Raw genomic sequence first — 13,488 nt, forward strand, 5'->3', positions numbered from 1 at the left:
GTGCAGGATACTATCCTGCACATCCACTTTAGGTTTATTTGTTTATAACTTCGTATCATCCACATTGTCTAACCAGTTCTCAATTACACCAATAACAGACTCAACACATCCATCATTAAATGGAGAGATTAGATTCGCGTATTCGACTAGCTCTGTAAAGGACTTGCTTCCACCAGCTTGACATAATCTTAGGTAATCAGCCCACGCAAGTTCGCGATTCTCATGCATCCCTTTCCAGAATTGGAAAGCGCAGATTTGAGCCAGTGTATAATCGATGTAGTAGAATGGTGAACGGAAAATATGGGACTGCTGATGCCAATATCCACCACGTTCCAAATACTCATTCTCACTGAAATTGCGATGAGGGAGATATTTTTTCTCAATTTCACGCCATGCTGCTTTGCGTTCTGCCGGAGTTGCCTCAGGATTCTCGTAAACAAAGTGCTGAAATTCATCAACGGTTACGCCATAAGGGATGAAGAGTAATGCTTCAGCCAAATGATTATAGCGGTATTTATCCGTATCTTCCTTGAAGAAGAGCTCCATCCAAGGCCAAGTGAAGAATTCCATACTCATGGAGTGAATTTCGCAAGCTTCATATGTAGGGAAATTATATTCTGGAACTTCATAATTGCGACTCTGATACACTTGGAAAGCATGACCTGCCTCATGCGTAAGCACGTCAATGTCCCCTGATGTTCCATTAAAGTTAGAGAATATGAAAGGGGCACTATACTCGCTGATATAAGTACAATAGCCGCCGCCCTGCTTACCTTTCTTACTTACAAGATCCATGAGATCATTCTCAATCATGAAATTAAAGAACTCCGACGTTTCATCAGATAGCTCGGTATACATCTTTTTACCACCGTCAATAATCCACTCTGGACTTCCCTTAGGTGTAGCATTACCTGTTTTGAAGCTGAATTTATCATCGTAAAACTGTAGCTCATCGACACCAATACGGTTTTGTTGACGTTCCTTTAGCTTAGAAGCCACGGGAACGATATGCTCAAGCACTTGTGCTCTAAAGTTAGCAACCATCTGTGCATTATAATCCGTGCGATTCATACGATCGTAGCCAAGTTCTACATAATTCTTATACCCGAGCTTATGAGAGATTTGCGTTCTTACTTTAACGAGCTGATCATAGATATCATCGATTTTTTGTTCGTTTTCAGCGTAGAACTGATATTTTGCTTCAGCAGCACGTTTTCTCATGTCACGATCTGGGGATAAAGCGAATGGTCCGAGTTGTGATAGGTTACGTTCTTCACCTTCGAACATAATTTTGGCTGAAGCGGTTAATTTCGAGTATTCTGAGGCAAGACGATTCTCTAGCTGTAAATCCTCGATGATCTCTGGTTTGAACGTCTTCAGTGAAAGCTCAGCTAATTGAAATAACTGGTTACCCCACTTTTGTTCAAGCTGTGAGCGAAATGGAGAATCAATGAGGGCTTGATAATATACAGTTTCTAAGCCTTGAATAAGAGGTCTGAAGTCATCGATAAAATCTTGTTCCGCTTTATAGAATTCGTCATTCGTATCAATCGAGTGGCGAATCTCAGCGATTTGGATCGTGGAGTCTATTTTACCCCGCAGTTCATTAATAGCGCTCATCATGCTATCTTGCTCTTCAAAACTTGTTGACTCATTAAACTGTTTAAGTAGGGAGTTAAAGCGTTCCTCTGTTTCCTTAACATCGAGACGTTGATAAGGATATTGACTGAATTTTAACATAGAATTAATTCATCCTTTCCATACAAATAGATATAAATATCAATTCGATTAAGAAGCGTCCAAATCCTGTTTCTTGACTAAGAATATCCGGGTGTTTTACTTCTTCTTCACGATAGCTACTGTACATCTAGATACGCAGATCAGCTTACCTTCTTCGTCCGTAATTTGAATATCCCATATCATCGTTGTTCTACCTTTGTGAAGTGGTGTACCAACAGCAGTAACTATACCCTCTTGCTTGCCACGGATATGATTGGCATTGATTTCAAGACCAACAGCGAGTTCATTAGCTTGATCGATCAAATTCCATGTTCCTACACTAGCAATTGTTTCTGCAAGAACAACTGAAGCACCACCATGCAGCATGCCGAATGGTTGGCGTGTGGCATCATGTACGGGCATTGTAGCGACAACTCGATCTTCCGTAACCTCTGTTATTTGAATACCTATTACTTCATCAATAGTCCCTTTGAATGTTAAGTCCATTTGAATCGCCTCCTAATTTACATCCCATATAGTAAGAATATTCAATTTATTATTGAGATATCCTTTAACTTAATCTTGAAAGATTCTCTCTCACACAAAATATATAGGTAAATATACCTAAATAATTTCATAATTACGACTGTAATAGACATAAATGATGTAAGATGTATGCTATAATATTCCTGCTATCGACATAATTAGAGGTGGTTCAATGAAAAAGTACAAAGATTCGCTGATTTTATCGATTAAGAGACAACTAGAGACATGGCTTGACAGTGCAGAATTAGTTGCAAATGAAGATGTTTATCGGTTCATTCATTCGCTTAAGGGGACTGCTGCAACCATTGGTTTAAATGATCTATCTGAGATTGCTGAAATAGTCATGACTCAATTAACTGAGCACAACTACGAAGAATGGGACGCTGAACAACTACGACAATTACTATTCATGTTTATCAAATATAGCTATGAATACGAGATCAATCAGGAAGCTGACTGGGTAGATGAGGAAAATAAGCAACTGGAGCATGATACGGATAAACCAGTTATTCTTATTCTTGACGATGATATTACCCTCCTCATGTTTCTTAAAGAAGAGCTAGAGAAACAAGGTTGGGGTGTATTAACAACCAATGATCCAGACAAAGCGATTACATACTTCTACGAATTACAGCTCGATTGCTTTGTGACAGATCTTCATATTCCGTTTAATAATGGTTTTCTAGTAATTGACACTGTACGCAAGCACAATAATAAACAAACTGTTCCTATTATCGTCATTAGTGTTGATAGTGAAAAAGAGACTAGACTTAAGGCGTACCGCATGGGAGCAGATGATTTTCTGACTAAGCCTCTTGAAATGGAAGAGTTAATTGTTCGAATGAGGCGTCAATTAAACAGGAAAAAGACACTGGATAAGTTACTTTTTCTGGACGAATTAACAGGAGCATTTAATCGTAAATATCTCAGAGGAATTTTTGAAAGACAACGAACAGAATTGATGAGAACGAAACAGATCTTTTGTATCGCAATGCTGGATCTGGATTACTTTAAGCGTGTGAATGATCAATATGGACATTTGGTAGGCGATCATGTATTAGCTAGCTTTGCTTCATTAATGAAGCAAAAAATGAGAGGCACAGACATTCTATTCCGTTATGGCGGAGAAGAATTTGCAATGATTTTGCCCAATACGAGAAAGAAAGAAGCGAAGCTTGTGCTTGAACGACTGCTGTCTGAATTCTCGCAATTGTGCTTTGATGGTAAGGGTGATTCCTTTCACGTTACCTTCTCTGCTGGTATTGTCGAAGTAACAGGTGTGGAAGAAACCTGTGATCAATGGTTGAAATTAGCAGATCAAACACTATATGAGGCCAAAACACTTGGAAGAAATCGAATTGAAACAGCCAAACTCAGTACAAGCTTATCTTATAAACGTGTACTAAAAATAGCGATTCTTGATGATGATGCGATCATCCGGACCATGCTGTCAGAGAGTCTTAAGCATATTGGTTCTGAAAATATGGAAGTGGAGATTCGTTCTTTCCGTGATGGGGAGGAATTCTTTCAAGATCCATGGCATTCAGGGAATGAGCCATATGTAGTCGTTCTCGACGGTATTATGCCACGTATGGATGGGATGGAGGTTCTAGAACGCCTCCGCTCAATGCCGAGTTCTAAGCAGTATACAATTGTAATGTTAACGGGGCAGAAAAGTCAGCAAGATATCGCTAAAGCACTACATATGGGTGTGGATGACTATATTACGAAACCATTTAGCATTGAAGAACTCCAGCTAAGAATTAAAAGATTAATCCAGCAGCGCATCCATTAATATTTCATTCTATATACAAGGGGAATTTTGAGATGTATAAAATTTTATTAGCTGAAGATGAACCGGTAATTCGGATGCTCATTACAGATACTTTAGAAGATGAAGGGTACGATATCGATATTGCAACAGATGGTGCAGAAGCAATGACCTATATTGAGAAAAATCAATATGATCTACTCATTCTCGATTATATGATGCCGAGAATGACAGGTATGGAAGTGATTGGTAAGGTAAGGGAGATGCCTGAGAATCAACAATTAAAAATTCTTATGCTATCTGCGAAGAATCAGCATTCAGAGCGTGAGCGTGTTATGCAAATCGGAGCAAATGAATTTATGTCGAAACCGTTCAGTCCGATGGAACTCATCCGGAGAGTGAGGGAGATGTTAAGTGGAGCGAGTGTTTAATTATATGCGCCGAAGCCTAACAAGGCGGTTTGTGTTCCTGATGGTTGTATTAGTCCTACTCATTACGATTGGGGCAATATTCGTATTACAAATGAATAAGAACACACGTGAGCAGTATCGATTGACACTCCAGGATTCCAATCATAAACAAGATATCATTCGTAATATTGAAGTACATACGAATGGGATTTTTTATCGGGTGCGAGGCTATTTTGCTTATCAGGACAAGCAGGAGTATGACCGAATATATAGTGAGCGGGATAAATTGAAGAAATCCATTGATCAATTTAAACAATATCCCCTCAAGGATTCAGAGTTAGCCTTTGTATCTTCAATCGAGCTTTTTGTAAATACTTATTTTGCAAACACGTTAGAGCAGTCCATTAGATACATGGAAGACGAAGACTGGGCTAATTTGCGTAAGCTATCCGTTGGTACAAATACGATGATAGACGATATGCTAGTCGAAGCCGAAAACTTTCGCAGCGATGGCCGTAAGTTGTTAAATCAACAAAGTGAAAAAATGCTAGATGATTTGGCATCTCAGGAGCTATGGTTCATTGTTTACATTCTGTTTATTTTACTAGTAGCGATGTGGGTCACGTTCAAATCGACAAGAGACATCGGCCATCCATTAGCAGCCTTATCGACCAATGCAGAGGATTTTGCACGAGGAAATTACACGAATCTAGCGGGTGTTTCTCGTAAGGATGAAATCGGTATGCTAGCCAAATCGATGAATTACATGATGACCACGATTCAATCCAAAGAAGAGGAATTAGTAGCTCAGAATGAAGAGTTGCAAGCCCAGCAGGATGAGCTTCAAATGCAGCAGGAAGAGCTTCAGCAAGCGATGAGTAAAATGGAGGATAATGAGCAATATCTAGAACGTCGTAACTTGCTTATCCAGTCCCTTATGAACACGCTTGATCAACAAGAGCTACTCGAAAGTATCGCTCGTAACCTAGTTGAGGTGACACAAGCAGATAAAGGTATGATTGTACTGCTTAATCGCGAACGTAACTATGCAGCATTCGGGATCTCAGAGCAAGGTATTCAGCAATGTATGGATGAACTTGAGGATAGTATTCTTGTGCGTGTGATCCAAACCAAAGAAGCCTATAGCGTTACGAGAGAAAGTAAGTCTAATGAAAAGGGCTACCATCTAGAATCATCTCGTACATCTGATTTATATGTTCCCATTCTGAATGCTGATGGCGTTGTGATTGCATGTGCAATGCTCACTCATATTGGAAAACAGATGACTAAGCAAGCAGAAGTAGAAACGATGAGTCTTGCAACGCAAGTTTCACTATCACTAGAGAAGCTAGAGATGTATAAAGCAACAGAACAACAACGTCAAATGACGAGAGATATGCTCAATACAATCCAAGAGGGCGTACAGCTAGTTGATAAAGAAGGTAGTGTATTGCATATCAACACGAAGCTTTGCGATTTATTTGGGTGTGATGATGAACATAAGGCTGCTGGTATTTCCTTAGAGAAATTCTTTGAGGAAAAATCGTATCGTTTGAAGGATAGCGGCAAGTTGATGAACTTCATCAGTACGATTTATGATGAGCAAGAAATGAATGCAAGAAGTGCAATCTATGAAATGATAGAACCTGAGAAACGCGTGCTGCAGGTCTATTACGAACCCTTATATCGTGCTGGTAAAAGATTCGGTACCGTCATTGTGCACCGAGATATTACCAAAGAGTATGAAGTGGATCAAATGAAATCAGAGTTTGTAAGCACCGTGAGTCATGAACTGAGAACGCCTCTAGCAAGTGTACTAGGGTTTACAGAACTCTTGCTATACAAAGAATTAAAACCAGAGCGTCAACATAAATATTTAACGATGATTCATCAAGAGGCTACTCGATTGACAGCGCTGATTAATGATTTCCTTGATCTACAACGTATGGAATCAGGAAAACAAGCTTATGATCTACAAAAGGTTGATCTGTTCCCAATCATTGAAGAGATAATTGAGTTCTATAAGATCAACTATACGAAGCATGTATTTGAAATAAGTAGAGATACACCTCACACGTATGTTCTAGGAGATAAAGATAAATTAAAACAAGTTTTCATGAATTTACTTAGCAATGCAGTTAAATATTCTCCAGAAGGTGGAAGGATTAAGCTGATCTGTAAACAACAGGATCATCAATTAATCGTTGATATCGCTGATGAAGGCTTAGGTATCCCTCAGGATGCTATCCCTCATTTATTCACGAAGTTTTACCGGATCGATAATACAGATCGGAGACAAATCGGTGGAACTGGACTTGGTTTAGCAATTGTTAGTGAAATTATGCATGCTCATAATGGTCATATTGAAGTGAAGTCAGTGTTTGGACGCGGAAGTACATTCTCTCTTATTTTTCCGTTACTGACACTAGATTACACATTGGCGCCTATAACGGAGCTGACCAAAGTGGCAGGTGATACCTACCTAATCGCAAGTAAGAATCCAACTATTATGATTGTTGAAGATGACTTAAGTCTAACAGAGCTACTTACGGCAGAATTACAGGATAATGGCTTTCAAGTCGTACATTTCACGAATGGTAAGGAAGCGATTGAAGCTGCTGTAAATATTAAGCCAGATGCAATCGTAGTTGATATCCTACTGAAGAATAGCATTGATGGTTGGGAAATTATTCGTGAAATGAAAAGACATGAGGTACTATCCCAAGTGCCAATCTTCATTTCTAGTGCGCTTGAAGAAAAAGAAGAGAAGGATAAAGGGGTTGAGCTTGGTGCAAGAGGCTATCTTGTAAAGCCTTATCATCCTCACAAATTATCACAAATTATTTTTCAAACCTTACTTGATATCGAAAATTAAATACGGTAGCAAGAGTTAAACGCACACAATAGGTAGAGTTAAACACGGGTAGCGAGAGTTAAAACAAAATAAGAGCCGCAAGGTACGAAATTCATCGTACTTTGTGGCTCTTTTGTTATGCACTTCATGACAGCACTTAGTTAGAGTTGCTTGTTGAGACAGGCCGCATGAGTTTTCCAGGGATTTGGGTTTCAAAGCGTAAGACCTCACCTGTCGTAGGATGATGAAATGCAAGAATACGTGCATGTAGTCCTAAGCGACCAATTATATTTTTCTTCGAGCCATACTTCTTATCTCCGATGATTGGATGGCCGATATCCTTCATATGCACACGGATTTGATTTTTTCTACCCGTCTCAAGTGTGACTTCCAATAAGGAAAATTCACGAGTAGACTCTATTACTTTGTAGTGAGTAATGGCTTCTTGTCCATCATTAGGAGTATGGCTAGAATACATGAGAAGTGTTTTGCTCTCTTTTAGCCAGGATTTAATGGTACCTTGGGATTTCTTAACCGCTCCTTCAACAAGGGCTACATAGCTCCGTTCAAGGACTGCTTCTTGCCATGCGTTCTGCAGCGTTTGCTGTGATTTTTCATTCTTGGCAAATAGCATAACCCCAGAAGTATCCCGATCTAAGCGATGAACAACAAAAATGCGATTGCTCGGATTAGCTCTTCTTACATGTTCAGTTAATTGTCTGTAGGCGGTAAGCTCTTTTTCTGTAGGTGAAGCAATAGATAATAAACCAGCCTCTTTATTAATAACAATGATGTCATCATCTTCATGCATAATTTTGAGACCAATCAGTTTCATTTCCTCAACGACACGTCCCCAATGAATGGTGACTTGTTGGCCAGGTTGCAGAGGATGGTTATATTTCGTAACGACTTTCCCTCCTACAGCTACTTGTCCGCGAGCAAGTAATGATTTTATGCTATTCCGTCCATGCTTAGGTAATTTATCTAATAAATAGATCATTAGTTCTGATGGTTCTTTGACAATCAGATTAGTTGTTTTGTCTTTGTCTTGATTGATTGCTGGCTGTGCCTTAGGTTTTCGTTTATTCATTATGTGCTCCCTTTATATCCGATGTTCTAATTCACTATCTATACGGTGTATTATATCACAAGTCACATTTCTTCTATAATTAATCTGATGTTATAATGGAAGAGGATGGAAATCAGGAGGTGAAGCTGGGTGTCTAATAAGGAATTGATGATTGAAGTCAGTGGTTTATATAAACAATACGGTAGTTTTGTTGCTGTGGATGAAGTTAGCTTCGATGTTCATAAGGGTGAGGTATTCGGACTACTAGGCCCTAATGGCGCGGGCAAAACGACTACGATGGAAATGATAGAGGGACTGCGAAAGCCTGATAGTGGGTTTGCTAGAATTGCGGGCTTCGATACGGAAAATGATTTACGTAAGGTGAAAGAACTGATAGGTGTTCAGTTACAATCAACCTCCTTGTTTGAACTGCTAACTGTTGAAGAAATTATTAACATGTACGCAAGTTTCTATTCGAAATCTGTGGAGATAGAGCCGTTACTCACAGATATGATTCTGCAGGATAAAAGAAAAGGGCAGGTTAAGCATTTATCTGGCGGGCAAAAACAACGTCTCGCTATTGCAATTGCGCTAGTCAACGATCCACTTGTGTTGTTTTTGGATGAACCGACGACTGGGCTTGATCCACAAGCAAGAAGAACCTTATGGGATATCGTGCTACGTCTCAAATCGTTAGGTAAAACGGTAATCCTCTCCACGCATTATATGGATGAAGCCCATATCCTGTGTGATCGGATATGTTTAATGGATCAAGGCAAAGTTGTTGCTTTGGATACACCGGACAACTTAATTCAATCTCTTCAATCCGAGAATGCAATTGAATTCCGATTACCGGAGCATGTTGTTAGTTCTGAAGAACAGAAGCGGCAGCTAATGACTCTATTACATACAATTGATGGAATTGAAGAGGTTGACTTGCGCAAGGATAGATATGTTTTGTATACAAGTGAATTGCAAGCTACACTCACAGGTTTAATTACTGCGTGTTCAGAGCATCACATCAAGCTTATTGATTTGAGAACACGAACTGCAACTCTAGAGGATGTCTTTATTGATATGACCGGAAGGAGTTTGAGAGAAGAATGAAAGCTTATTTTCAATTAACGCTTGCCCAGCTAAAGCTATTTATCCGGAATCGTCAAACACTAATCTTCTCGCTATTATTTCCGGTATTTTTTATGTTTGTGTTTGGTTTTCTATTCAACTCCAATAATTCGATGTCACTTGATGCTGCCATTATCGATCAGGATCGAACGGAAGCATCACAAACCTTAGCACGCGGATTCGAGCAAACGGGCGTCTTGCTTATGCAAAATTATGAGAATGAGGAAGCTGCATTAGAGGCATTAAAACACAGTGATATCGGTGTAGTTATTGTTATTCCACAAGGCTACGGGGATCATTTAAAGCAATTTACTGACAATGCTCAGAATACTGATCGTGCTAAGAATACTCAGGATACAAGTGCTTCAGTTCAATCAGCGCAAATTCACCTCTATTATGATCAAACGAATCTCACGACGGCAAGCGTAGCCAAAGCCGCGGTTAATGGTGTTGCAGATGGCGTCTCTAAGCAGCTAGCACATTTCACACCTGCGATTACGGTTCAAGAGGAAGGCGTGCAAGCACTTAATCTCGCCTATATTGACTTTGTTGTGCCAGGTATTGTAGCCATGATGATTATGACGAATAACCTCAACATGGTAGCGGGACAAATTGCTTCTTGGCGTGAGCGAGGCGTACTGAGGCGCATGCAAAGCACAACACTTCGAGCATCTACGTTCATTGCTGCACAAATCAGTGCAAGACTTGTCCTAAGTGGATTGCAAACGATTATTCTTCTCCTTATTGCACAATTTGTATTTGATGTTCAGGTTGCAGGCTCATGGCTGTTACTATTATTCTTCGTAATCATTGGTACACTTGCCTTCATGTCCATTGGCTTTATCGTTGCCAGCTTAGCCAAAACACCAGAAAGCGCGAACCCAATTGCAGGTATGATTTCATTTCCGATGATGTTTCTAGGGGGCGTATTCTTCCCCATTAAGAGTATGCCGGAATTTTTGCAGCCGATCGTAAATGTGCTACCGATTTCACATTTGTCAACCGCTTTACGCCAGGTCATGAATGTTGGTGGGAGTATAGCAAGCTTATCAACTGAAGCGATAGTCCTTGGATGCTGGATGATCGCGGCTTTCCTTGTCGCTTCAATTACATTTAAGTGGGAATGATTGCGACTTTCCTCAGGGCCTTGGTTACATTCATGTGGGAATGATTGCGTTTAATTTTCTTTTATTAGGGGTAAATTGAATATGCAGCAGTTGAGTGCAGTTGAGTGCAATTGCTTGCAGATACCTACAGTATCGCCTGTTGTGATACTTACCCCTAGTGTTAAAGGAGTGCTCTATTCCCATGATTCTATATCAACTTACGAAGCAACTCGAACAGCGGACTGTGCTTCACACTGCACTTAAGCAAGCCAATGAGGAGCACTTGATTCCAGAATTAATGAATCAGTTGCATGCGGTGCAAACGCAATTATTACTTCAAACAGAAGAATGGATGTCTAATGTACCTCCCGTTATTCAGACAGATTTCCCCAAATCTCTCCCACTAGCTTCATTTGTTGATGATGGAAATTTTGTTACATTCCTATGATCGCTCTGTAATCCCACCTCGTAATATGGTAAAAGTTATCGATAATTTATTTGACAAAAACGATAAATTCTATATAACTATAAGAGGTACAAGTGAATTTGAATTGAAAACGGGGTTATAGGATATGAAAATTGTTGTCAGTACATTAAATGCTAAATATATACATACCTCACTAGCACTTCGTTATTTGAAAGCCTTTAGCGAAAAAGATTTTGATATTGAGATAGCTGAATATACGATAAAAGACCCGGTTATGCATGTTGTTTCTGATTTGTTTCAGAAGCAGCCTTCTGTACTCGGGTTTTCTTGCTACATTTGGAACATTGAAGAAACCATTGCAATTATTCGTACCATCAAGAAAATTATGCCTGAGCTCATCATTGTACTTGGGGGTCCAGAAGTGTCTTATGACACTGACTATTGGATGGAACGTATACCTGAAGTAGATTTTATCGTAATGGGTGAAGGTGAAGAAACTTTTCATCATCTACTTCAAGAAATTTCAACAACACGCAAATATCACTTAGTGTTTGGTATAGCATATCGCAAAAAAGTTCAGGGTAATGATGGGGCGGTGGTAGACGAAGTTATCATTAGTCCAGGGCGACCTAAACTAGATCTCAATCAAATACCATCTCCGCATCGTTTTGAGGAAGACTTGCCAGCCTTGCCTAATCGCATCGTTTATTTTGAGACGAGTCGTGGTTGTCCTTTCTCATGTCAATTCTGTCTGTCATCCATTGAGGTTGGCGTACGTTATTATGATATTGAATGGACCAAGCAAGAATTATTGTATTTAATTGATTCCGGTGCGAAGCTCATTAAATTTGTTGACCGGACCTTTAATATTAAGCGTGAATATGCGATGGAGATGTTCCAGTTCCTTATCGAGAACCATAGAGGCTGTGTTTTCCAATTTGAGATTACAGCAGATATTATGCGCCCAGAGGTACTCGAATACCTAGCCGAACATGCACCACCCGGAATTTTCCGGTTTGAGATCGGTGTTCAGTCGACGAATGAATTAACCAACTCGCTCGTTAAACGTAAACAGAACTTTGCCAAGCTTACGCGTACCGTGTCTATCATTAAGAATAGCGGCAAAATCGATCAGCATTTGGATCTTATTGCTGGCTTACCTGAAGAGAATTATGATTCGTTTCGCAACACCTTTAACGAAGTGTTCGCACTTGGACCTGAGGAATTACAGCTTGGCTTCTTGAAAATGCTGCGTGGTACGGGACTACGGATCGATGCCGAGAAATATGGTTATACCTACATGGATCATGCCCCTTATGAATTCCTAGGGAATAGCGTTATGTCCTTCGCCGATTTGGTTCGGATTAAGCGAGTGGAGGATGTGCTAGAGAAATATTGGAATGCACATCGACTCGATCATACGATGAATTATTTAATTCATCATCAGTTTGCATCGGCTTTTGATTTCTTCCAAGAGTTTGGAGACTACTGGGAAAAACGCGGTTGGCAGAAAATTGGTCAACAGCTTGAGGATTTATTTACGCGTTTACATGGATTTCTGGTAGAGCGAGGAACCCATCAGATGGATGTAATTGAAGGTCTTATGAAGATGGACTATTTCATGGGACATAAATATAAGCCGCGTAAAATCTGGTGGGATGTATCGCTCGATAAATCACGTCAAGCAGCATGTATACGACTTCTGGCAGAACAACCTGGAATCGTTCCAGATCATAGCTTCGCTGAGCTTAAGGCATCTGAGAAGGAATTACACAAACATGCGATGATCGAAGTGGTACCGTTTGATCTTCATCAATACTTAACTGATGGTACGCTTAATCAAGCTTCATCGTACTTGCTAGTTGCATGGTTCCAGCCTGAAGGTGGAGAGAAGGCGCTAGTGTTTGGAACTCCGCTATCTGAAGTATTGGTCTAGGTTCTACTTTAGACATCTAGACAGTTAGTGCTAGTCGTCAGTGGCTTGCAATTACGATGGATTGTTTAAGAGGATAAGCAAACTAGCAGACGAGCAGACGAGCAAACGAGCAAACGAGCAAACAAACAAAAAGGAGCTGCACATGAGTAGAATTTTCTACTTAAATGGGCATGCTCCTTTGCATGTAAATAGCTTTTAGTTTCGATTAATTTACATAAAATGCAGAGGGATAGAGCGAAATCTCGTTAGGTGTAAGATGTCGCATTTGGTACCTAACGTTGATTATATGGCATTTATTTAACACGTTAGGCGTTAGGCATTTAATTATTAGCTTGGAGTACTTGGCATTGTTACTTAACGTCGGGAGTGGAACCTCGCCATTTGACAGTACGCTTTATTAACTGGAAAATATCCTGTTAATATCTTTGAATTCGGCTTAAGTCAGGATAATAACAGGAAATTCTCCTGTTATTTATTGGATTGCGTAAACCGAGCGGCTGTTTGTATTGAAATAGACGGAGTATT

The 13,488-nt window shown here is 39.9% G+C and carries 10 protein-coding genes; 7 read left to right on the top strand and 3 right to left on the bottom strand.

The genetic code is table 11. The features are described 5' to 3' along the window. Positions 1–42 precede the first annotated feature (42 nt). Both AC1DOK_RS08700 and AC1DOK_RS08705 read right to left on the bottom strand, forming a co-directional pair. The gene (locus AC1DOK_RS08700) at positions 43–1,740 is read right to left on the bottom strand and encodes a M3 family oligoendopeptidase (RefSeq protein ID WP_477553864.1); all 1,698 of its coding nucleotides are present in this window, start codon (positions 1,738–1,740) and stop codon (positions 43–45) included. Between the two features lie 96 nt (positions 1,741–1,836). Continuing rightward, positions 1,837–2,226: a PaaI family thioesterase gene (locus AC1DOK_RS08705; protein WP_477553865.1), complete on the bottom strand. Its 390-nt coding sequence runs from the start codon at positions 2,224–2,226 to the stop codon at positions 1,837–1,839. A gap of 211 nt (positions 2,227–2,437) precedes the next feature. On the opposite strand from AC1DOK_RS08705, the gene AC1DOK_RS08710 reads away from it, so the two are divergent. From AC1DOK_RS08710 to AC1DOK_RS08720, 3 genes are read left to right on the top strand one after another with little or no spacing between them, the layout of a single operon-like run. After that, the gene (locus tag AC1DOK_RS08710) at positions 2,438–4,060 is read left to right on the top strand and encodes a diguanylate cyclase (RefSeq protein ID WP_477553866.1); all 1,623 of its coding nucleotides are present in this window, start codon (positions 2,438–2,440) and stop codon (positions 4,058–4,060) included. Positions 4,061–4,092: 32 nt separating this feature from the next. Then, a complete protein-coding gene (locus AC1DOK_RS08715) occupies positions 4,093–4,467 on the top strand; it encodes a response regulator transcription factor (protein WP_477553867.1) in 375 nt (124 codons plus the stop codon). Next, entirely contained in the window at positions 4,451–7,321 is a 2,871-nt protein-coding gene (locus AC1DOK_RS08720) for an ATP-binding protein (protein ID WP_477553868.1), read from the top strand. Before AC1DOK_RS08715 ends, AC1DOK_RS08720 begins: the two co-directional genes overlap by 17 nt. 136 nt (positions 7,322–7,457) lie before the next feature. On the opposite strand, the gene AC1DOK_RS08725 is transcribed toward AC1DOK_RS08720, so the two are convergent. Then, on the bottom strand, positions 7,458–8,390 hold the full coding sequence (locus tag AC1DOK_RS08725; RefSeq protein WP_477553869.1) for an RluA family pseudouridine synthase: 933 nt from the start codon (positions 8,388–8,390) through the stop codon (positions 7,458–7,460). A gap of 147 nt (positions 8,391–8,537) precedes the next feature. Here AC1DOK_RS08725 and AC1DOK_RS08730 point away from each other — a divergent pair, with 147 nt between their 5' ends. The 4 genes from AC1DOK_RS08730 (at position 8,538) to AC1DOK_RS08745 (ending at position 12,963) form a co-directional block, all read left to right on the top strand. Continuing rightward, positions 8,538–9,476, top strand: a complete 939-nt coding sequence (locus tag AC1DOK_RS08730) for an ABC transporter ATP-binding protein (RefSeq protein WP_477554117.1) — start codon at positions 8,538–8,540, stop codon at positions 9,474–9,476. Beyond that, a complete protein-coding gene (locus AC1DOK_RS08735; protein WP_477553870.1) occupies positions 9,473–10,621 on the top strand; it encodes an ABC transporter permease in 1,149 nt (382 codons plus the stop codon). Before AC1DOK_RS08730 ends, AC1DOK_RS08735 begins: the two co-directional genes overlap by 4 nt. Before the next feature lie 181 nt (positions 10,622–10,802). Further along, the gene (locus AC1DOK_RS08740; RefSeq protein WP_477553871.1) at positions 10,803–11,048 is read left to right on the top strand and encodes a hypothetical protein; all 246 of its coding nucleotides are present in this window, start codon (positions 10,803–10,805) and stop codon (positions 11,046–11,048) included. Between the two features lie 124 nt (positions 11,049–11,172). Further along, positions 11,173–12,963 (top strand): B12-binding domain-containing radical SAM protein, encoded by a 1,791-nt coding sequence (locus AC1DOK_RS08745; protein ID WP_477553872.1) that lies wholly within the window; start codon positions 11,173–11,175, stop codon positions 12,961–12,963. The last annotated feature ends 525 nt before the right edge of the window (positions 12,964–13,488 follow it).

This window comes from Paenibacillus sp. P5_B5, from assembly GCF_056400365.1.